We start from the raw sequence: 22,721 nt of genomic DNA, 5'->3' as shown, positions 1-22,721 counted from the left end.
AGAAATGAGTGTGACTTATGATTGATTTGCATTGTCACATATTGCCCGGTGTTGATGATGGAGCAAAAGATGTGTCGGAAAGTATATTAATGGCGCGAAGAGCTGTCGAGCAAGGAATCCGGACCATCGTAGCAACCCCCCATCATTTAAATAATCATTACGAAAATCCAAAACAACGAATCTTACAAAATGTTAAAGAACTAAACCAAGTATTGCGGGATGAAAAGATTGATTTAACCATCCTCCCTGGTCAAGAAACCCGAATTTATGGAGAAATGGTAGATGACTACATGAGGGGAGAGATTCAACCGGTAAATGGCAGTCCCTATGTACTGGTTGAATTCTCCTCCAGTCATGTCCCGAGATACACGGAGAAGTTGTTTTATGATCTGCAAGTAAAAGGTCTAGTTCCGATCATCGTTCATCCGGAGCGGAACCAAGAAATTATCGAACAGCCTGACCTCCTTTATAAGCTTGTGCAAAACGGAGCCTTAACACAGGTAACGGCTAGCAGCATTTGTGGGGACTTTGGTAAAAAGATTAAGAACTTCTCTGTGCAGCTAATTGAAGCAAATTTAACACATTTTATTGCCTCGGATGCTCACAATATCCATAACCGTACATTTAAACTAAGGGAGGCATTTGACCTCATTTATGAAAAATACGGTAATGATATAGTTTATATGTTTGATGATAATGCAGCGCTTGTACTGAAAGGAAACAATGTTTATAAAGAGGTACCGGAAAAAATTAAAAAGAAGAAGTTCTTTAAGATTTTTTAACATCTTTATTCAGGTTTCGAACCTGAACGGTGAGGCTTCCCTGTCCGTTATCAATGGGGGCACTCGGTCATACTGTGGGTCAAAAAAGATGACCTTAGACGCTTGTCGTCATTAGGTTGATGTGAGGACGGGTTAGATGCCCATTTTAAAATAATAACTAATAAATATCTAATGAAAGAATAAGCCTGAATCCGCTTGCAATTCCATTAGGTATTTATTTTTTTGCTCTAGTACTTTAGCGGGGGGAAGAGTTTTTTAATATACAAAGAATAAATGGGGGTAAATGAGTTGAAAAAAGTTAGAAAAGCTATTATTCCGGCAGCTGGTCTTGGAACTAGATTTTTACCAGCAACGAAGGCAATGCCAAAGGAAATGTTACCTATTGTTGATAAGCCTACGATCCAATACATAGTTGAAGAGGCTGTAGCATCTGGAATTGAAGATATCATTATTGTAACCGGTAAAGGAAAACGTGCCATTGAAGATCACTTTGATATGGCGATGGAATTAGAAGAAAACCTCATCGGAAAGAAAAAATTCGATTTATTAGAAAAGGTGCAATTTGCTACTAATCTAGCAGATATCCATTACATTCGTCAGAAGGAACCTAAAGGGCTTGGTCATGCTGTTTGGTGTGCAAGAAACTTTATTGGGAATGAGCCTTTTGCCGTTCTTTTAGGGGATGATATTGTTCAAGGCGAGACACCGTGCTTACGTCAATTAATAAATCAGTATGAAGAGACCTACTCATCTGTGATTGGTGTCCAAACAGTACCTGATCAAGAGACACATCGATATGGAATTATTGATCCTGCTTCACAGGATGGAAGATTGTATCAAGTTAATAACTTTGTAGAAAAGCCAAAATTAGGTACAGCCCCATCCAATCTAGCGATCATGGGACGGTATGTATTAACTCCAGAAATCTTTATGTTCCTTGAACAGCAAGAAACAGGGGCTGGTGGTGAAATTCAATTAACCGATGCCATCCAAAAACTAAATCAAATTCAAAGAGTTTTTGCTTATGATTTTGAAGGAAATAGATATGATGTCGGTGAAAAATTTGGCTTTGTCAAAACTACTGTTGAGTTCGCCTTGCAACATGAAGACTTGCACAATGATATGATTGATTATTTAAAAAATCTCGTTTCTACTTTTGAAAAGGAAAAAATAAAGTTATAGAAAGAGAAGGTTGGTGTCCAGGTTGCCTGATTTTACAAATCAAGATGTAGCATATATAGATAATCAAACTACTAAAGTTCAAGTGAATAATCGAAAAAGGTATTTAATAGCTAAGAGAATAATAGATATTATCGGGGCTTTATGTGGACTTATTATTCTTAGTCTTCTATTTTTAGTTATCGGTATATTAATAAAGCTTGAAGACCCCAAGGGAAAAGTATTTTTCTTTCAAAAACGAGTTGGTCTAAATGGGAAAGAATTTAGGATGTATAAGTTTCGTTCGATGGTGTCTAATGCGGAGGAAAAATTACAAGAATTATTAAAGTATAACGAAGTATCGGGTGCCATGTTTAAAATGAAAGATGACCCCCGCATTACCAAAGTAGGGAAGTTTATAAGGAAAACAAGTATTGATGAACTTCCGCAGCTGTTCAATGTGCTTAGAGGGGATATGAGCTTAGTAGGTCCTCGGCCTCCTCTACCAAGGGAAGTTGCTGAATACACTACTTATGATAAGCAGCGCCTAATGGTAGCACCTGGTTGTACAGGTCTCTGGCAAGCAACAGCAAGGAATAGCGTTGGATTTAAGGAAATGGTTGAACTAGACCTAGAATATATCCAAAAACGTTCGTTCTCTTTTGATCTAAAAATTATCATAAAAACGGTGTTGATTTTATTTGGCTCGAAAGATGCTTATTAATTTCAGAAAGTTTCTTGAATAATTATGTTTGCATATCGTAACATTTTATAAAACAAATAGTATTTAAATATCTAATGAATAAACTAATTGAAATTATGTTTTTCATTAGATATTTCTTTTTAAGTTTATATTAAATCTGAAAATAATTTTTTGCGTAAGGCTAACTACTTGTTTAGGGTGATTATATTTGAATATTGCTGTAATAGGAGATAGTTTTCCTGAGTCTTTACTATTAGATAACGATGGATATCCTTCCATTATCTATAATGAATTAAGTAGCTATAATAAGGAAGGTGTAAGGTTAGAGAAGTACACAAAGTCTGGTGTGTTACTTAAAGATGTAACAGATTTGCTTAATCCTGATTTCTATGCAACCAATTGGGATTATGTTATATTACACTGTGGTAATTTTGAATCTTACCCTTCAATCTCAAAAAAGACTCATAAATTTCTATTTAATAAATGGATACAAGAGGATTTAAGGCATAGGCTCAAATATAGAAGTAAATTAACAGAACTTTCATTTGATTTAAAGCAGAAACTTAGAGGTATTCTGAATTATACCTTTGGTGTGGATTTTAAAACTAGCAATGAAGCATTCTATACTGAATACAAGAGTATAATTGAACACTTGAAAAATAACGGTGTAAGAAATATTATAATAGTTTCCCTTTCTAAGGTCGATGAATATATAAATAAAAATTATAACCAATACATTCTAAATTATAATGAAATAATAAAGGAGATTGGTACAGAACTTAATGTTAAGTTAATTGATGTATTAAATTTTCCATTAGAAGCTAGTGAAAAAGTTCATACAAAAGATGGTTGGCACTGGAATGAAACAGGTCATACAATTGTGGCAAGTGAAATTCTAAAAGAAGTTTTTGGACACAATATAAAAAATAAAAAATGTTACAAACAATCTACGAATAATAAAAATCAATCTTTAAGTGGTTTGTTGTCTATAAAAAATATTTTGAGGATAATTGAGTTGATACCCTTATCAATTTTAATATTCTACTTTAAAACATTTACTCCTGTAGATAAAAAGAGGAAGCAGGTTAATTATGAATAAGGTCCTGAAAAGCTCTTTTATAATTATCCTTGTCATATTACTTAGTAAGGTTTTGGGATTTATAAGAGAGTTTTGTATAGTCTATGTATTTGGTGTATCTTATAAGACAGATGCATTCTTAGAAGCATCTGTGGTTCCACAGCTCTTGTTTTCCACTATCGATTTAGCCTTTGCTGCTGTATTAATACCAATAATTCAAGAGATTAAACTAAAAGATAAAGAAAAATTGCCTGGTTTTGTTTTGGCTTTATCTGTGAGCACTAGTTTAGTTCTAGTTATTGTCACTCTTATTGGTTTAATCTTTAACAATACTATAATAAATATTGTTGCTGCCGGGTCTGCATCAAATGTAAAGACCTTAGCCATTGTACTAACTCAGATAATGATGCCAATGATAATTTTTCAGGGAATTATCCAGATACTTATAGCTGCGTTAAGGGTTTTAGATAGACCAATTATAGGAAACTTTATAGGTATTCCTTATAACATATTAATTATACTTGGTATATTTTTAGGGAAAGATTACTTAGGCGTTTATGGAGTTTCCATTTTTATTGTATTAGGAACGCTTTTACAGGCTCTCTTGCTAGTGATTTATTGCATAAAACTTAATGTATATAATAGGTTTAAGTTTAGTGAACAAAAAATTTATTTAAAGAAAGTTGTAATTTTAGGCGTTCCAACTCTTTTATCCACTTTATTTGCACAATTGCAAGTTGTAACTGAAAGAGTGTTGGCATCACACCTAGAGACAGGTTCCATTACAATTGTCTTTTATGTTAATAAACTATTTACACTTGTGATTTTTATTATTTTAACTTTAATTAACTCAGTCCTATATCCAAAAATGACAAGCTGGGCGTTAAATAATAAGAACGGGGAATTTGAAAAAAATATGGGGGGAATTATTAAATACACAATAATGATTCTTTTCCCGGCTAGTATATTTTTAATATTAAATGCACATGAAATTGTATTTTTGGTATTAGGAAATGGACATGTGGATACAAAATCGTTAGTTACGATTTCAAAGGGCTTTGGATTTGCAAGCTTAGGGTTAATCGTGCTTATCTTAAAAGATATTCTCCTAAAAATACTCTTCTCTGTACAAAAAGTGGCAATTGCCACTCGACTTAGTGTTATAAGTATAGTTATTAGTATTATCCTAAGTATAGTACTTGTAAACCTTTATGGAGTTTATGGAATTATTCTTGCTACTCCTCTTGCTACTTTTATTACCGTTTTTCTCTTGATGTATATACTAAATAAAAAAGTAAAAATACATTTGAATTTCTCCTTTAGTTTATTTGAAATCATATGGCTTTTAACTATTGGTGTATTTATATTTCTTGGGAATAATTTGATAAAGTCGTATATCCAAAATATATATATAAATGTTTCAATCAATTGTCTAATTTTTATAGGTTTGTTTGGATTGTCCTACTTAATCGTAAGTAAGTTCTTTCCGAAAAATGGTATGTTGGGACTCGAAAAATAGTAGTAGAACTAGGGAACATACTTCGAAAATTAATGTTAAATGAATACGATCTATACATTCAAAGTATGTACCTGAAAAAAGTTAATAGAGGAGAATTATTTTGTATGTTCTTATAGTTATTGCAATATTATTTTCTGCTCTAAGTGGAATAGCAGGAAAACTAAGTGCAAATTCAACAGATCTTTCATCCTTGACTATATTGCCAGTTATCGGCATTTTTTTTGCTTATTTAATTAGGCTTTTAAAAGAAAAGGGAATTATTAATTATAAAGGTATTTATTGGCTAGTATTCTTAAATATATTATTCATTTTCGTCGGGATGTTTACAACGAATTTTAATATATTCTCCGTTAAATTTGTAATTTATTATGTTTTCATCATTGTTTTATTGAACATTTTAGATAAGGATATGCTAATTAAGGTTTGTAAAGTATTGATGTATGTTTCAATACTATTATCCTTAGATATTATTTTCCAAGGGGTTAAATTGCTTGGTACAGGAGTGGACTTAGTTAACCTAAGAAGCTATACATTAATGGACAAACAATATTACACAGTTCTTTATGCAATTGTTTTACCAACTAGCTTCTGGTTTTATTTCACTTCAAAAAAATTGAAGGATTTAGTTATTTTAATTGTCTCAATTATTGCATGCATTTTATTTATGCAGATTAAAACCTTGCTAATTTCAATTCCTTTATCAATTTATCTAATTTTATTTATCACTAACGGATATTCTAGAAAGAAACTCTTTATGTATGGAATTGTTTTATTATTAATTTTTGTGTATCTCATTATTACAGGAAATGAATTTATAAACCAATTTTATGTGATTCTCTATTATATATTTGGCATGAGTGATAAGATTCCTTTAGATTATCTAAAATATGTTGACACATTAATAATCCGATTAGAAATAATAAGGAATGCTATGAGTCATTTTTCACACAATGTATTATTTGGAATTGGTTATGGTAATTATGCTGATATAGCTAAAGGAGATACCATTAAGTCTATTGCAAGAAATATCACTTATGACCTTCCAGCTGAAGCGGAAAGTGGAGTTTTACTACTTCTCGTAGAGGGTGGAATAATTGGATTGCTACTTCATTTTTCAGTGTATGTTTATATCTTTAGAGGATTCATTAAAAATAATAATAAAGATGACCTAATACAAAACATTATTACTTCTATAGTTTTAGTAAATGGAATTGCAAATATATTCCAGGATAATTTGAACTTATTGTATTGGTTTTTCTTAGGTGCTGGTATTTACGTAAATAGTGGAAAGACTATAGCGATACCACAATTAAAAAAGAGCTTTAATCCACATACTAAGAACTAAGAATTGCAGAGGTTGCTTAAAATGAAAATTCTAATATTTAACACCTTATATTATCCTAATATCATTGGTGGAGCCGAAAAGTCGGTTCAATTACTTGCAGAATTGTTAGTAAAGAATGGACATGAACCGGTGGTAGTATCCACTGCTAAAGAGGATGGTATAGACTATATAAATAAAGTAAAAGTTTATTATTTAAACCATAGAAATTTATATTGGTCCATTGAATCTAAAAATAAAAACCCACTTCAGAAAGCATTATGGCATGGTATAGATATCTACAACCCACGTTTTGTAAATAAAATTAATGACATCATCTTGAATGAAAAACCTGATGTTATCCATTCAAATAATCTGACTGGATTTTCCATGGTTCCTTGGATTGTTGCAAAGAGGAATAATATTCCGGTAGTTCATACTCTGAGAGATTTTAGCTTAATGTGCTCAAAAGCAACCATGTTTAAGGGTGATCAAAATTGTAGTGGTCAATGTACAGAATGTAAAGTATTTACTTCATATAAAAAAAATCTAAGTAGCCAAGGGTACGTAAGCTACTTAGTGGGAAACTCAAATTTTATGGTAAATCGGCACAAGGAATTGGGTTACTTCCAAGAAGTTCCATCGTCAAGAATATTTAATGGTACTAATATTATTAAGTATAAACAAACTAATAATGACTATAGTAAAAGAATAAAGTTCTTTTATATGGGTAGGATAGATTATACAAAAGGTGTAAAGCTTTTACTCGATACATTTACAAGGATTCAAGAGGCAGATCTTTACTTAGCCGGAAAAGTGTATGAGCAAGAAATTAATGAAAATATAGAAAAGGAAAAATATCCTTCAAACATTAAGTTTTTAGGTTATATTGATCCGAATGAAATCCTTGAAGAGATTGATGTTTTGATAGCTCCTTCGTTATGGAATGAACCGCTGCCAAGAGTAATTCTCGAAGGATACTCATATGGCAAACCAGCGATTGGAACAAATCGTGGTGGAATTCCAGAATGTATTCTTGATGGTAAGACGGGCTATATTTTCAATCCAGATGAAGATGAAAGTTTAAAAAATATAGTAAAAAAAATTATTGAGAATCCAGATATACTAAATTCTTTATCAAGTAATATACCTAATTATCTAGCAAAGTTTGATATTAATAAAACAGTTAATTCTTATATACAAACATATTTAAAAGTAACAAATAAATAATCACATCGTTTTTCAGACACATATTATGAATGATTCTTAATAATTTAAGAGAAATAAATTAAATAGTGATGATTAATCTTAATACAAAGTGATAAAAGGTGACTATTTTATACAGTAGTATTGTTAAAAGTGAATTTTTTCACTAATTCTAAAACTAAGACTTAAAGTCCTCTACTGTTTTTGCTTTACTCTATAAAATTAGTTATTTATTTATAAGCTTTGAAATTTAAAATCATAATCGAAAATTCGATTGTAAAAATTATCACAAAGTAACAATGGGTTTTCTGAGGCAAGTTTAATCAATAAGAATAAGGATGGTAAAATGTACATTAATGGCCGTTTTTTAACTCAAAGAATTACTGGCGTTCAACGATTTGCTTATGAATTAATGATAGAGCTTGATAAACATCCAAACCTAATTGAACAACTTAAAATAAGGATAATCATCCCTAAAAATTTTAATGAACACGAATATCCATTCCACAAGATTCCTTTTGTTAAATCAAAATTTTTAAAAGGGCATCTTTGGGAACAGTTGGTGTTACCGTTTAAGAGTAGGGGAGAAATATTACTTAATCTTTGTAACACAGGGGCTTTATTTAAAAAGAATCAACTAACAGTTATTCATGATGCAGCGGTTTATGTAAATAAAAATACTTTTTCACTTACTTTTAGAATGTGGTATAAAATACTGTTTTTCATGATGGCGAAGTTTTCCAAAAAGATTATAACAGTATCTCAGTACTCTAAAAAAGAGCTGATAAATTTTTTAGATATACCTAATCATAAAATTAGCGTTATATCTGAAGGTAAAGAGCAGATTATTCGAATAAAATCAGACAGATCTATTTTAGATAGATTTAATTTAAATAATGATAGGTATATTTTAGCTGTCAGTAGTTTGAATCCAAATAAAAATTTCCAAGCTATTATAGATGCTACTAAAGATTTACCTAATGATATTAAATTAGTTATTGCAGGAGGAGATAATAATAAGGTTTTTCAACAATCACTTGATTTAAATAAGGTAAATGCTATTTTTGTAGGATATGTAACAGATGAAGAGTTAAAAGCATTATATGAAAATGCTTTTTGTTTTGTATATCCTTCATTCTATGAAGGTTTTGGACTCCCGCCTCTAGAAGCCATGGCATGCGGATGTCCAGTTATAGTATCAAATACAACTTCCATACCGGAAGTTTGTGGTAATGCTGCATTGTATATTAATCCTCATAATCCAAAAAATATAGCTGAACAAGTTACCTTCCTATTAGAGAACTCCAAAATTCAGGAAGAGTTTAAAATGAATGGATTGTTACAATCTGAAGGGTATTCTTGGAAAAATAGTGTTGAACAACTAATACAGATAATTAAAGAGGTTTCAAAATGAAAATTGCAATTATTCATGATTGGTTAGTAACATATGCTGGCGCAGAAAAAGTATTAGAACAAATACTTCAGGTTTACCCTGAAGCTGATATATTTAGTGTTGTAGATCATTTGGGGGACAATAGAGAGTTTATTCAAGGCAAAAAATCAAATACTACTTTTATACAAAAACTACCATTTTCGAAAAAAAAGTATAGATCATATTTACCCCTTATGCCTTTGGCTATAGAACAGCTAGACTTATCGAGTTATAACTTAATAATATCAAGCTCACATGCTGTAGCGAAAGGGGTAATCACAGGACCAGATCAACTTCATATCTCGTATGTTCATTCGCCTATTCGTTATGCATGGGATTTGCAACATCAATATTTAAAAGAGTCTGGGCTTGAAAAAGGGTTAAAAGGAATACTTGCAAAATTTATTCTTCATAAAATTCGTAATTGGGATTATCGTACTGCTAATGGAGTAGATTATTTTTTGGCCAACTCAGATTTTATTGGTAATAGAATATGGAAAGTATATCGCCGAAATTCACATGTGATTTATCCTCCTGTAGACATACAGTCTTTTCCATTGAAAGAAGAAAAGGAAGACTTTTATTTAACTGCTTCTAGAATGGTTCCATATAAAAAGATTGACTTAATTGTTGAGGCTTTTAGTTTGATGCCGGATAAAAAATTAGTAGTAATAGGTGACGGACCTGATTTTGAAAAAATTAAGTCAAAAGCTGGATATAATGTAGAATTACTAGGTTACCAGTCTTTTGAAGTTTTAAAAAGTTATATGCAAAGGGCTAAGGCATTTGTTTTTGCGGCTGAGGAGGACTTCGGTATTACTCCAGTGGAAGCTCAAGCAAGTGGAACTCCTGTAATTGCTTATGGTAAAGGAGGGGCTCTTGAAACTGTGCTTGGAATTAATAGTTCTGAAAAACCTACAGGGCTATTTTTCTACGAACAAACTACTGAATCTATTGTTAACGCAATACAAATTTTTGAGGAAAATAAATATTTAATATCCCCATTAAATTGTAGAGAAAATACAATTCGCTTTTCACCTGAAAGATTTAAAAATGAGTTAAAATCTTTTGTTAATGAGAAATTAGAGGAGAAAAAAAAATTTAGAATCTGAGGTGTTTAAATTGAGATTAGTACTATTATCTGGTGGGTCGGGAAAACGACTATGGCCTTTATCAAATGATGCAAGATCCAAACAATTTTTAAAAGTACTTGTTAATGAAAATAATGAATTTCAATCGATGGTTCAGAGGGTTTGGAGCCAGTTAGATAAATTAGGATTAACTTCATCAGCATTAATTGCGACAAGTAAAAACCAGGTAGAAATGATTCAAGGGCAAATCGGTAAAGATGTTACTGTAATTGTTGAGCCTGAAAGAAGAGATACTTTTCCTGCAATTGCACTAGCGGCATCCTATTTATTTTCTATTGAAAACATTGCTCGTGATGAAGTTGTAGGAGTGCTGCCAGTTGATCCATATGTTGAAGATAAATTTTTTGCTAGATTAATTGATTTAGGCGATGTTTTAAGAACATCAAATGCCGAGCTTGCATTAATGGGTGTTCAGCCCACTTTTCCATCTGAGAAATACGGCTATATTGTACCGGATATTGAACGATCAACAAAGGATATTGTAAGGGTTAGCCACTTTAAAGAAAAACCCGAAACAGAAGAGGCAAAATTGTTACTAGAACAACAAGCTCTCTGGAATTGTGGAGTTTTTGCATTTAAATTAGAAAAAGTTATATCTTTATTAGAAGAAAAAGGTTTACCTACTGATTATGAGGAATTATCAGCAAATTACTCTCTATTACCGAAGATAAGTTTTGATTATGAAGTAGTAGAGAAAACAAAAGAAATCATAGCAATTCCATATAATGGTGGATGGAAAGACTTGGGAACATGGAATACTTTGACCGAAGAAATGGGGTCGAATATCCTTGGAAAGGCAAATTTAAGTAATGATTGTGAAAATACACATATTATAAATGAATTAGATATCCCTGTTTCTGTACTTGGATTATCAAACATTCTGGTTGCAGCGAGTCCTGATGGAATTTTAGTTACAGATAAAAACGCTAGCCCTCGAGTTAAAGAATTAATCGGTAATTTGGAACAGAGACCGATGTATGAAGAACGTCGATGGGGCTGGTACAAGGTCTTGGATTATACAAAATACGAAGACCAAACAGAAGTATTAACGAAACGAATCAATATTTCAGCAGGTAAAAACTTAAGTTATCAGTATCATAATTACCGTCAAGAAGTTTGGACAATTGTTAAGGGTGAAGGAGTGCTTTATTTAAACGGTGAATTTAAAGTAATTAGGCCCGGAGATGTAATTGAAATTTCAATTGGTATGAAACATGCAGTAAAGGCTGTAACAGACCTAGAATTTATAGAGGTACAAACTGGATTTCAATTAGTCGAAGAAGATAATCACCGACTTCTATTAACTTGGAATGAAATTGAAGAAGCTGCATATTCAGTATCTAAATAATAAATTGAGGCCTACAAAGTAGGCCTCAATATTTTTGTAATATATATTTTAAAAAGGGGACATTACCATTGAGTTGGCTTGAAAATCTTGTTAAATGGAATTCATATCATAATATGGATAAAGAATTAAAGAATAAATTACTACAATTAGAAAATAGTAAGAAAATCTTAGAGGATAGTTTTTATAAGCATTTAGAATTTGGTACTGGTGGAATGCGTGGGGAACTGGGACCTGGAATCAATCGCTTAAATATTTATACGATTCGTAGAGCAGCAGAAGGTCTCGCAAAGTATATTGTGCAACAAGGTGAAGCGGCAAAACAACGGGGGGTTGTTATTGCTTATGATTCACGTCATAAATCCCCTGAGTTTGCTCTAGAGGTAGCTAAAACGGTTGGCAAACATGGAATTAAGTCCTATTTATTCAATGAACTACGACCAACGCCTTTACTATCCTTTGCTGTGCGGTATTTAAGCGCCTTTTCAGGTGTTGTCATAACCGCAAGTCACAATCCTCCAGAATATAATGGATTTAAGGTATATGGCGAGGATGGTGGCCAGATTCCTCCTGAGGCAGCAGATATAATTATTCAATATATAAATGCTGTAGAAGATGAACTTACGGTCGAAGTAGCAGAAGAGAAGGAGCTTCTATCAAGTGGTTTATTAACCTACATAGGTGAAGAAATCGACCGAGAATATAATGCACAGTTAAAAAAGCTTCAATTAAATCCTGAAATGGTTGCATGTGTGGCAAAGGATTTAAAAATAGTTTATTCTCCTCTACATGGCACTGGGAATAAACCAGTCAGTTCCGGTCTAAAGGCATTTGGGTTTGAAAACCTAACGGTTGTAAAAGAACAAGAATTTCCTGATGCTAACTTTTCTACTGTTAAATCACCAAATCCGGAAGAACATGCTGCATTTGAGTTGGCCATTAAATATGGGGAAGAAATCGGTGCGGATATCTTAATGGCTACTGATCCTGATGCGGATCGCTTGGGTGTAGCGGTTAAAAATGGAAAAGGTGAATATGTTGTTTTAACAGGTAATCAAATGGGTGCCTTAATGCTAGAGTATCTATTATCTCAAAAGCAAGAAAAAGGGATCCTTAAGGTTAATGGTGTAGTTATTAAAACAATTGTTACATCTGAAATTGGACGAGCTATTGCTGAAAATTATGGTGTACGAACTATGGATACACTAACTGGATTCAAATTTATTGGTGAAAAAATTAATGAGTTTGAACAGAGCGGTGAGAATACTTTCTTATTTGGCTATGAAGAGAGCTATGGTTATTTAATCGGAGAATTTGTTCGTGATAAAGACGCTGTCCAATCCGCCATCTTTGCTACAGAAGTTGCTGCTTATTATAAGTCAAAAGGCATGTCCTTATATGAGGGTTTGTTAGCCATTTTCGAAAAGTACGGTTTTTATCAAGAGGAACTCCAATCCATTACGTTAAAAGGAAAAGACGGCGCCGAACAGATTTCAGAGTTAATGAATAGTTTTAGGGCGGAAAAGATATCTGAAGTTGCTGGAGTGGAGGTAACCACTATTGAGGATTATTTAAACTCTATTAGATATGCTAATGGTGTTGAAAATCAGATAGATTTACCTAGATCAAATGTATTGAAATTTCACTTGGCGGATGGATCCTGGTTCTGCCTTCGTCCATCTGGAACAGAACCAAAGGCAAAATTTTATTTTGGAGTTAAAGGGAATTCGATGGAAGACAGCCAGGAAAAGTTATTGTCAATCCAAAATGCTGTTATGAATAAAGTGAATCAGCTCCTAGGAATAAATTAAAAAATAACATTCATCCTTGTAATTGGATTAAACAACCATTATAGCTTGTATGTACTAGAGACAGTTTCTAGTCTATAATAAGTTTTGTTCCTGGATTAGTTATTATGAATAAAATTTTTTTGATGTAAATAGATTAAAATTTTAACAACCTTTGTTTTTCTTATAGAGCTACAATGGTAGCATTAAAATAATATAGAAAGTATAGGGGGCAGCTCAAATGTACAAAATAGCAGTAGCTGGAACGGGATATGTAGGTTTAGTAGCGGGAGTTTGTTTTGCTGAAGTAGGGCATCAAGTGACCTGTGTCGATATTGATGAGAATAAAGTAAATTTGATGAAGCAAGGAGTCTCACCAATTTATGAGGCTGGACTAGAGGAGTTAATGCAGAAGAACTATGCTGCAGGAAGATTAACTTATACTACTGACTATAAAGCAGCCTATAAGGATGCGGATGCCATTTTTATCGGAGTAGGGACGCCAGAACTTCCAGATGGTTCTGCCAATCTTTCTTATATCGCTACTGTTGCTAGACAAATTGCAGAAACGATTGAAAAGGATTGCCTAGTAGTTGTTAAATCAACTGTTCCTGTTGGAACAAATGATAAAGTGGAGCAATTTATATATGACTTCTTACCATATAATGAGGAAGGGGTAACAGGCAATGGTTCGGCATTAGGCAAAAAAATTAGAGTGGAAGTAGCTTCTAACCCTGAATTTTTAGCACAGGGTACAGCCGTTCGTGATACTTTACATGCTGCAAGAATTATTATCGGAACTGAAAGTAAGTGGGCTGAAGAAATCCTTATGAAAATTTATGAGCCATTTAATATTCCGGTTGTATCAGTCAATAGAAGATCAGCTGAAATGATTAAGTATGCTTCAAATGATTTTCTTGCTCTTAAAATATCCTATATGAATGATATAGCAAACTTATGTGAATTAGTGGGAGCAGATATCCAAGATGTAGCTGTAGGTATGAGTTTTGATGAACGCATAGGAAGTAAGTTTCTAAATGCAGGTATTGGCTATGGAGGCAGCTGTTTTCCAAAGGATACAAAGGCACTTAGCTACCTAGCAGGTCAGCATGGATATGAGCTTAAAACAGTGAATGCTGCTATTGAAGTTAATACTGAACAAAAGACACTGTTATATAAGAAGGCAAGTAAAAGATTAATTACATTTAATGGTCTTAAGGTAGCAGTGCTTGGCCTAACATTTAAGCCAGGAACAGATGACTTAAGAGAAGCTCCATCACTTGAAAATATTCCATTATTATTGGAACAGGGTGCTGAAATCTATGCATATGATCCAGTAGGGGCAGATAATTTTAAACGGAAATTTCCAGAAGGTAAAAATGGCAAAGGAAGCATCAAGTACGTTCAAAATGTTGAGGATGCATTAACGGAAGCCAATGTGTGCTTTATCTTTACTGAATGGGGAGAAATAAAAGCTATTCGGCCTGAAGATTATAAGAAATTAATGAGAACACCTTTATTATATGATGGTAGAAATATATATGGTACTGAGTATATGAAAGAAGCAGGAGTAGAATACTACTCTGTTGGAAGACCGAAGGGCACTGGAAAACTTTCTACGGTAAAAGCAAAGGAGACGAACGTAAGTGAGACAAGACTTTAAACAACTTGATAAGAGTAAAACATACCTCATTACGGGAGCAGCGGGTTTTATTGGATACTATCTATCAAAGAAACTGCTAGAGCAAGGATGTCGTGTTATTGGAATTGATAACATAAATGACTACTATGATGTGAATTTAAAATATACACGTTTGAAGAACTTAGAACACTTTGAACAGTTCACCTTTATCAAGGTAGATATTTCAGATAAGGAAACAATCAATAATATTTTTAAAGAGTACAAGCCTAATATTGTAGTAAATTTGGCTGCACAGGCAGGAGTACGCTATTCTATCGAGAACCCTGATGTATATATTCAAAGTAATATTATTGGGTTTTATAATATACTTGAAGCATGCAGGCATTATCCTGTGGACCATCTTGTTTATGCATCATCAAGTTCTGTATATGGAGCTAACAAAAAGGTACCGTTCGCAGAAACTGATTTTGTGGATAATCCTGTTTCTTTATATGCATCAACTAAGAAATCCAATGAATTAATGGCCTTTACGTATAGCCATCTTTATAAGATTCCGGCTACCGGACTTCGATTCTTTACAGTTTATGGCCCAATGGGACGTCCGGATATGGCATACTTTGGATTTGCAAACAATCTTTTTGCGGGTGAACCAATCAAGATTTTTAATAACGGCGACTTTGAAAATGACCTATATCGCGATTTCACTTATATTGACGATATCGTAGAAGGTATTGAGCGTTTACTCAATAACCCATCCGTTGGAGAGAATAACGTAGCCCATAAGGTTTTTAATATTGGTAATAATGATCCTGAAAAGTTAATGGTATTTATTGAAACACTAGAAAAATGTTTAAGTAATAGTTTAGGAAGAGAAGTACAGTTTGAGAAGGTGTTTGAACCAATCAAACCAGGTGATGTACCTGCAACATATGCTACTACAGAAATGCTTCAACAGGCGGTCGGTTTTAAACCTGAGACCTCAATAGAGGAGGGTCTGCAAAAATTTACCGATTGGTATTGTGATTATTATAAAGTGAAGTAGGAATAATAGAGGCTGACACAATTTCCTTGAAAGATGATTTTTTTGTGTCAGCTTTTAAATTGCAATAAAGATAAGAAAGTAATCTTAGTTGTTTGAGTTCCAATGCTTAAATTACCAAAGTTGTAGTTTACACTTGATATATAGAAGGAGTTGTATTTTAACTATTTTAATATTAAGTGTATAGAGATTTACACTCAACTAAAAGATAATTCCCATTAGGGAACACTCACATAAGTAACACAGAGTAAACCAAGTAAGAAATCCCCTTGCTCTTCCATGAAATTCACCTCTAGACTTGTAGAAAATCAGCATTTAATACATTATAAAATTAATTATTGTATAATTAATGGCGTTTACATAATCATGGCATATAAGAACTATTTTTAGTATGTTTAAAAGAATTAATACCAAAATAATATTTTAATATAAAAACTCCACGAAAAAGGATGGTAGGCTTGAAAAAAAACAATACTCAAAAAAGGTATTGGATTATAGTTCTAATTATTTTCTTATGTGCTTTCTCTTTAGTTCTACTGAACAAAGAAAAAAAAGATAAAACTAGTAATGAATTGTCGAATAAAGCTATTAAGGTATTAAAATGGTCGTCAACAGAAAAAGACGGGACTGTTGATGTTACAAACAGAATTCAAAAAATGTTGGATAGCACGCACGATAAAGGTTCTGTGATATTTCCGGCAGGAAGGTATTTAGTGAATGGTAAAGTTTCTGTGAAGAATAAATCTATTAATATTTATAGTCAAGGAGAAGTACAATTTATAGGAACTGGGGAAATTCATTTTAACAGTGATATGTCCTCTAGTGTTCCTAGTAATAATATAAAAAAAGAATCTAACATATTGAACTGTTATTTAAACGTGAATATTAACGATTATATTGAGATTTCAGGGGATATTGTACATAGAGATTATAATCCATCTCGGTACAAAACATTAAAATTTATTGCAAAAGTGGTTTCTAATAACAATGGAAAAATTAAGTTAGATCGACACATCCAATATGGTTTAAACAATGTAAAGATAGCAAAGATTTCTAACCCTTATCAAATTCATATCGATAAAGGATTTAAGTTTAACGGAGTAGGGTTATATGTTAATCATTTCGTGGGCGGTGAAATAAATGCAGCGTTTACGGGAGTTAGAGGTACTGGTAGCGGACTGTTTATTAACCAGTCCATAGATTTTACGGTTAACGTGAATATTAATGACCTCGTAGGAACGATGGGAATAGTTTTAAATGACTGTAATAACTTTAAAGCCTTTGTTAATGCAACAAGAGTAGGTTTAATGGATGGCACAGGAACCAAAGCGTTTAGGGGAAATGGATTACAAAATGGATACATTGATTTAATTTGTAATAGCTCTATTGTAGGTGATAGTACAATCTATGGTAGTCGTAATTTAGAAGTGAAAATTAGGTCAAAAAATGGGGGGAGATATTTTAGAAGAATTCATGATACCTCTGGTAACCGTCTTGAAACCGTACAATTTTCCGAATCTGATAATTTAAAGGTAATTGCTTACATGGATAATGTGGATGATCAGGCTCTTGAATTTTTAAGTGTTGAGGATTCCAATATTTATCCGCAAAGAATCAATACGTTAGAGGGATCAACTGAAGGTGCACTTGTAATTAAGGGTTCCTCAAAGAATATTATCATACATCATCCAGTAATTCGTTGTTATAACGATTATGGTATTAAAATTGAGACTCTTGAAGGTGCACATAATATTAAAATTATTAATCCTGATATAGTTAATCTTGAGAATGGAAGAACAGGGATAACTGTAAGAGACAGTAAAATTACACACAATGTTAATTTAGAAGTAAAAAATGGATATATCAAAGCTTCAGTACCTTTTCTCATATATAACAACAATAATTATGTCTCTTTAAAGAACATGGTCGTGCAAACGACAGGTGGTCATGCAATTTCTGGATACTCTGATTTCCTTAATGTATATAACGTAAATATTATAGGAGGTAATGACCTTCTAACCCGAGCAGTTGTATCTTCGGGAAGTCATGATACTATTTCCAAAGTTAATTCAAAGGGAGCTATATATGTGCGTAATCAAGATAGACGGAATCTAGATATTAAGAGATATGAAGGTAATAAGGTTTCGAGAATTTATATTGACGCCTCCTCGTAGAGGAACAAACACGTACTTATCATCCTCGACAAATTGATCGGCAAATTCATTTATTCATCTTAACTTCTTATGTTGCTCGACAGATAGGTTCTCAACCTTAATGACTATTCGAAGCTGCCCCCAGCCATTTAATACATCTGCATCAATATCTGGGATGTACTTCTTGGATAAGTTCAATTCGGTAAGTTCATCTTCCGATGAAACCTCTTTGTACTTCTTTAAGAATGCCTTGCTCATCGCCATGGGGAAAGATCTCTATCTATTCAAAGGCTGGTGTGATTTTTTAGAAGCTATGAGGGAGTATTAAAATTGCATCTACCGTTTGCTCCTGAATTATAGTATCCTAATATCTGGCGTTAATTTAGGAAGATGTTAATTTAAAGGATGATAATCTGAAGGTGTAGAATGTTAGAATTACCATAGATCAGTTATTCTCCCAAAGGGGTTGAAAAGACTTTTTCCTACACATACTTTGCTGAGGGAGCTTGCATTCTTCCAATCACAAATGATTATAAAGTGATTTGTTTACGAAAATACCGTGATGTGATTCATAGCTGGCTGTTGGAACTGCCTGCCGGAATGATTGATACAAATGCTGAATATCCAATTAAGGTAGCGAAAAGGGAACTGGAGGTAGAGAAAGGGCATGTGGCCGAGCATTGGCTTAAATGAGGAAGCTTTTAACTTCTCCAGGCTCAATAACGCAGGTAATCTTCTTGTTCGCTGCAGCTGGCTTAACTCCTACAGAGCAAAAGGTAGGAGAATAGCATTACACTTCGACTGCATCATGGGGGGGGGGAGGACTTGCGGCTATTTTTCGATATAAATTTACAACAGATGAACATCAATGAGGAGGACTTTTTTTGGAACCATTATTTTTACAATCTGTTTTTAAAGAGAGAATTTGGGGCGGGACTGCATTAAGGGAAGAATTTCATTATGACATTCCAAGTGATAATACGGGGGAATGCTGGGCGATATCTGCACATTCGAATGGGCCCTCTGTAGTAGCAAATGGTACATACAAAGGGATGATGCTAGACCAATTGTGGAGTGAGCATCCTGAGCTTTTTGGGGATCCACAAGAAAAGGTGTTTCCTTTACTAACCAAGATTTTAGATGCCAACATGGATTTATCCGTCCAAGTGCATCCTGATGATGATTATGCCATGGTACGTGAAAATGGTGAACTTGGCAAGACCGAGTGTTGGTATATCATTGATTGTAAAGAGAATGCAGACATGATCTATGGCCATAATGCGAAAAACAAGGAAGAGTTACAGGTCCAAATTCAGGAAGGCAAGTGGAATGACCTGCTACGTCGGGTGAAGATCAAACCAGGTGACTTTTTCTATGTGCCAAGCGGGACCATCCATGCTTTATGTGAAGGGACGCTAGTACTAGAAACCCAGCAGAGCTCTGATACCACCTACCGGGTATACGACTATGACCGCCGGGATGCGGCTGGGAACTTAAGGGATCTTCACTTAGAGAAGGCCGTTGAGGTGACAACGGTTCCCCATCAAGATGTGATTAGTGAGAGAGTTGTTCAAGAGAATGGTCGTACGAGAATCACAACATTTGTAGAATCAGCTTTTTTCTCTGTCTATAAATGGGATGTCGGTGGAAAGTCTAGTTTTTCATTTAATGAGCAATATCTTCTTTTTAGTGTGATTAATGGAGAGGGAACTCTTTCTCATAATGGGGAGCAATATGGATTAAAGAAGGGAACTCACTTTATTCTTCCTGTTAAATTTGGAGATTTTGAGGTAGACGGGAAATTTGAAATGATTGTGTCCCATACTTAATGAAGAAGTATAAAAGAGTAAAGACCCATGGTTTGGGTCCTTACTCTTTTAAAAATGATATATATATATCCACAAAATGATAAATCTTTAACAATAATTAAAATGGTCACATCATCAATAGGATAAAATGTAGAATTATAGAAATGTTTATGTGGGATTATAGGTCTAATTGTTGGAAATTATCGAATGGATAGAGGAAAAAAGGATGGTTCATTTACGCTACTAAAGCATGAGAACCATACTATGAGAATTATTATATATTAACCGCTACTTCCTTTATTTGATCTGGATTGATCACAATTTGATAGTTGTTTGATTTTAAAATATCGTCATAAAGTGTCTTACTTTCGCCACGGATTTGCTAATAATTTAACTGTGTTTTAGGATTAAAGTCTTTTGCAGATAAACCAAGACTCAACATATCTGATGTTGTTATATTTGAAGCCAGGACAAATTGAGGGATTGTTTTAACTAAGTCTGGTAATTTGGTAATCTTGCTTGGGCTTAATGCCGTTTTGGCAATACCCTTTAAAGCTTCTTGTAATTGTGGGCGACCGTATTCAACATTTTTAAGTGAATAGCGTTCGTGAATAACCTCTGTTACCATTTTTCCATCAAAAGAATAAGTACTGGAACTTATTACTTTGTTCTTATTCTCCTAATACCATGGATGGGTTAATGTTACACCAAAAGGCACGTCCATTTTAATACCGCCTAATGAATCTACCATTGATTGGAAGCCCCAATAATTCGTTTCAACATAATAATTTATCGGAACACCCATAAACTCACTTACGATTGTAACCGCTGCTTCTACCCCTTTTTGTGTTCTCTTTTTGGCTTGCATAATATATTGAACTCTTGTTAGTTTGGCATATCCATAGCCATCTAGATGCACACGTGTATTACGTGTCATACATATTACTCTCGTTAGTTTAGACAAGAAGGTTTAATTAATTAAAATAGGGCAATCATTATGATATTGATTAACGAAAAGGAGCAATATTAAATGGAATCTAAATTTTTATCTTGTCCAAACTGCGAGGCAGTATACATTGCGGATATTGATTACTCAAAACCAGAAGCCAAACCTGGGGAACCGCAACGTTATATAAGCTATTGCTCAAACTGCGACGAATTTATTGAAGGTTGATTAATCTAATTAATATCAATGTCGGCTGAAGAAGGCATAAAAAATACACCTTCTTTGGCGTTTGGTTTACATTTATACTCATTTGGCACGAGACCCCCATTAGTATGAGTAAAATTTAAATAAGAGGAATGATTTCTTAGCAGCCCTCATGTAATTTTGTATTCCTCAGTCCAGAGTGTCTTCCCATTTCTATTCCCTTAGCAATTTTAAAAATAGTATAAAGGAGGGTGTCCTCTTGTTACTTTCAATTTCCACAAAAAAGGGACGTATCCAACCTACTTTCTAGAGCTAGTTGTTCTTGTGACATACCTCTAATTTTGCGATGAGGGATGGATATGCCCATCAATCGGCAGCTTTAATTCCAATGAAGGATTAATTAGAAGACAATTGCACTATCGGTATGAATGATAATAATTTATCCTCTACACAAATGATTAGTTCGTATGATGCAATCTTTTATGTAGAGGCCGCCAAGTGTTTATCGCGATAGGATTATAACATGTTGAAAGTAAAATGTGACAACTTTCTTGAGATAACTTGTCCACTATAATGGGGCTTTTCCCCAGAAACCTTCTTTAAAATTCTTTAATTCATAAGAGATGATGAAGGCATTTGGAGACATTTTATTAATGATTTTAATGGCTTTTGGTTCATATCGTCTTTTAACCAATATCTGAATGACTGTACGATCGCCGCTTTTATCGGCACCACTCCAGGATGTAACGCTAAATCCCTGCTTTTGAAGGATTATCGGAAGCTTAATATCCACAGAAGAAACAATGGTTTGGATAGTTACATATCCTAAGGCCAAATATTCCTCAATCCGACTTCCAAAATAAACACCCAATCCCCAGCCAATACAATAACCTATTATGTTTATCGGATTATTTAAGTTTTCAAGAACGATAGCTAAACCTAATAAATAAATATAGACTTCTAGCATTGAAATGAACGAAGCCAATACTTTTTGTCCTTTAATCACAAGCATCATACGAAGTGTGAAACAAGATACATAGAAGATATTAAACATCACAATATTAAAAATAATAGGTTCAAGTTTAATCAAAATCTCCCTCCATAACCCTTGCTTTATCGAAAAACTTGTTTGTTTTCTATATTATGATAGTAGATACATAGTAAATTCCTTTAAATATGGAAAGGGGTCTAAAGACCAAACATTAAGCATGCCGAAAGTGTTAATTGATTTTTTATATACTTAGTTATTAGAAGGAACCGTTCGGAATAGGGACAATCTTCGTCATCTTTTTTGGGAATTTGAACACTACAATCCAGATATGTTGCATGTTTAAGCCATTTTAAATTAAACGATTGTGTAAAGTGGAAAAAAAGGGAATACAGTAGAAACATGTAAAGAGAGGAGGAATCCGTCTAAACTTGTGGAAAAATAAGTTTTTTGGGGAAG

The 22,721-nt window shown here is 33.3% G+C and carries 18 protein-coding genes and 1 pseudogene; 16 read left to right on the top strand and 3 right to left on the bottom strand.

What is annotated here, in order from left to right:
* Positions 1 to 17 precede the first annotated feature (17 nt).
* From JOC76_RS09585 to JOC76_RS09520, 14 genes are all read left to right on the top strand, one after another.
* Positions 18 to 782, top strand: a complete 765-nt coding sequence (locus tag JOC76_RS09585; protein ID WP_205177381.1) for a tyrosine-protein phosphatase — start codon at positions 18 to 20, stop codon at positions 780 to 782.
* A 288-nt stretch (positions 783 to 1,070) separates the two neighbouring features.
* Positions 1,071 to 1,964 carry a UTP--glucose-1-phosphate uridylyltransferase GalU gene (gene galU / locus JOC76_RS09580; protein WP_205177380.1) on the top strand — a complete coding sequence of 298 codons (894 nt, stop codon included), beginning with the start codon at positions 1,071 to 1,073 and terminating at the stop codon, positions 1,962 to 1,964.
* Positions 1,965 to 2,019: 55 nt separating this feature from the next.
* Positions 2,020 to 2,664 (top strand): sugar transferase, encoded by a 645-nt coding sequence (locus JOC76_RS09575; protein ID WP_307784709.1) that lies wholly within the window; start codon positions 2,020 to 2,022, stop codon positions 2,662 to 2,664.
* A gap of 187 nt (positions 2,665 to 2,851) precedes the next feature.
* A complete protein-coding gene (locus JOC76_RS09570) occupies positions 2,852 to 3,742 on the top strand; it encodes an SGNH/GDSL hydrolase family protein (RefSeq protein WP_205177378.1) in 891 nt (296 codons plus the stop codon).
* Entirely contained in the window at positions 3,735 to 5,240 is a 1,506-nt protein-coding gene (gene murJ, locus JOC76_RS09565) for a murein biosynthesis integral membrane protein MurJ (protein ID WP_205177377.1), read from the top strand. Before JOC76_RS09570 ends, murJ begins: the two co-directional genes overlap by 8 nt.
* A 100-nt stretch (positions 5,241 to 5,340) precedes the next feature.
* Positions 5,341 to 6,585 carry an O-antigen ligase family protein gene (locus JOC76_RS09560; protein ID WP_205177376.1) on the top strand — a complete coding sequence of 415 codons (1,245 nt, stop codon included), beginning with the start codon at positions 5,341 to 5,343 and terminating at the stop codon, positions 6,583 to 6,585.
* Between the two features lie 21 nt (positions 6,586 to 6,606).
* Entirely contained in the window at positions 6,607 to 7,791 is a 1,185-nt protein-coding gene (locus JOC76_RS09555; protein ID WP_205177375.1) for a glycosyltransferase family 4 protein, read from the top strand.
* A 322-nt stretch (positions 7,792 to 8,113) separates the two neighbouring features.
* Positions 8,114 to 9,181, top strand: a complete 1,068-nt coding sequence (locus JOC76_RS09550; RefSeq protein ID WP_205177374.1) for a glycosyltransferase family 4 protein — start codon at positions 8,114 to 8,116, stop codon at positions 9,179 to 9,181.
* A complete protein-coding gene (locus tag JOC76_RS09545) occupies positions 9,178 to 10,311 on the top strand; it encodes a glycosyltransferase family 4 protein (RefSeq protein ID WP_205177373.1) in 1,134 nt (377 codons plus the stop codon). Before JOC76_RS09550 ends, JOC76_RS09545 begins: the two co-directional genes overlap by 4 nt.
* Positions 10,312 to 10,321: 10 nt before the next feature.
* Positions 10,322 to 11,698: a sugar phosphate nucleotidyltransferase gene (locus JOC76_RS09540; RefSeq protein ID WP_205177372.1), complete on the top strand. Its 1,377-nt coding sequence runs from the start codon at positions 10,322 to 10,324 to the stop codon at positions 11,696 to 11,698.
* Between the two features lie 113 nt (positions 11,699 to 11,811).
* Positions 11,812 to 13,506 (top strand): phospho-sugar mutase, encoded by a 1,695-nt coding sequence (locus JOC76_RS09535; RefSeq protein WP_275591350.1) that lies wholly within the window; start codon positions 11,812 to 11,814, stop codon positions 13,504 to 13,506.
* Between the two features lie 217 nt (positions 13,507 to 13,723).
* Positions 13,724 to 15,145, top strand: coding sequence for a UDP-glucose dehydrogenase family protein (locus JOC76_RS09530; protein ID WP_205177370.1), 1,422 nt, complete (start codon positions 13,724 to 13,726; stop codon positions 15,143 to 15,145).
* Positions 15,129 to 16,166, top strand: coding sequence for an SDR family NAD(P)-dependent oxidoreductase (locus JOC76_RS09525; protein WP_205177369.1), 1,038 nt, complete (start codon positions 15,129 to 15,131; stop codon positions 16,164 to 16,166). Before JOC76_RS09530 ends, JOC76_RS09525 begins: the two co-directional genes overlap by 17 nt.
* Before the next feature lie 455 nt (positions 16,167 to 16,621).
* Complete coding sequence (locus JOC76_RS09520; protein ID WP_205177368.1) at positions 16,622 to 18,337, top strand: hypothetical protein; 1,716 nt, start codon at positions 16,622 to 16,624, stop codon at positions 18,335 to 18,337.
* 54 nt (positions 18,338 to 18,391) lie between these two features.
* Here JOC76_RS09520 and JOC76_RS09515 read toward each other — a convergent pair whose 3' ends face one another.
* A complete protein-coding gene (locus JOC76_RS09515) occupies positions 18,392 to 18,574 on the bottom strand; it encodes an NADPH-dependent FMN reductase family protein (protein WP_205177367.1) in 183 nt (60 codons plus the stop codon).
* Positions 18,575 to 18,853: 279 nt separating this feature from the next.
* Here JOC76_RS09515 and JOC76_RS29945 point away from each other — a divergent pair, with 279 nt between their 5' ends.
* Both JOC76_RS29945 and manA read left to right on the top strand, forming a co-directional pair.
* Entirely contained in the window at positions 18,854 to 19,009 is a 156-nt protein-coding gene (locus JOC76_RS29945; RefSeq protein WP_239557651.1) for an NUDIX hydrolase, read from the top strand.
* Between the two features lie 191 nt (positions 19,010 to 19,200).
* Positions 19,201 to 20,145 (top strand): mannose-6-phosphate isomerase, class I, encoded by a 945-nt coding sequence (gene manA / locus JOC76_RS09505; RefSeq protein WP_205177366.1) that lies wholly within the window; start codon positions 19,201 to 19,203, stop codon positions 20,143 to 20,145.
* 361 nt (positions 20,146 to 20,506) lie between these two features.
* Here manA and JOC76_RS31065 read toward each other — a convergent pair.
* Together JOC76_RS31065 and JOC76_RS09490 are read right to left on the bottom strand one after the other, a co-directional pair.
* Positions 20,507 to 21,088: pseudogene (locus JOC76_RS31065) on the bottom strand (LCP family protein).
* A gap of 754 nt (positions 21,089 to 21,842) precedes the next feature.
* Positions 21,843 to 22,364 (bottom strand): DUF2179 domain-containing protein, encoded by a 522-nt coding sequence (locus JOC76_RS09490; RefSeq protein ID WP_205177363.1) that lies wholly within the window; start codon positions 22,362 to 22,364, stop codon positions 21,843 to 21,845.
* Positions 22,365 to 22,721: the final 357 nt, after the last annotated feature.

It is taken from the genome of Neobacillus cucumis (assembly GCF_016908975.1).
Classification (GTDB): domain Bacteria; phylum Bacillota; class Bacilli; order Bacillales; family Cytobacillaceae; genus Neobacillus; species Neobacillus cucumis.
Note: the sequence above shows the minus strand (reverse complement) of the source record. Positions and strands in the feature narration are given on the sequence as shown.

What these genes read in the sequence shown, in the direction of transcription:
- JOC76_RS09585 (WP_205177381.1), top strand. Translation starts at nt 18, where the DNA reads ATGATTGATTTGCATTGTCACATATTGCCCGGTGTTGATGATGGAGCA.
- murJ (WP_205177377.1), top strand. Translation starts at nt 3,735, where the DNA reads ATGAATAAGGTCCTGAAAAGCTCTTTTATAATTATCCTTGTCATATTA.
- JOC76_RS09555 (WP_205177375.1), top strand. Translation starts at nt 6,607, where the DNA reads ATGAAAATTCTAATATTTAACACCTTATATTATCCTAATATCATTGGT.
- JOC76_RS09550 (WP_205177374.1), top strand. Translation starts at nt 8,114, where the DNA reads ATGTACATTAATGGCCGTTTTTTAACTCAAAGAATTACTGGCGTTCAA.
- JOC76_RS09545 (WP_205177373.1), top strand. Translation starts at nt 9,178, where the DNA reads ATGAAAATTGCAATTATTCATGATTGGTTAGTAACATATGCTGGCGCA.
- JOC76_RS09535 (WP_275591350.1), top strand. Translation starts at nt 11,812, where the DNA reads ATGGATAAAGAATTAAAGAATAAATTACTACAATTAGAAAATAGTAAG.
- JOC76_RS09530 (WP_205177370.1), top strand. Translation starts at nt 13,724, where the DNA reads ATGTACAAAATAGCAGTAGCTGGAACGGGATATGTAGGTTTAGTAGCG.
- JOC76_RS09515 (WP_205177367.1), bottom strand. Translation starts at nt 18,574, where the DNA reads ATGAGCAAGGCATTCTTAAAGAAGTACAAAGAGGTTTCATCGGAAGAT.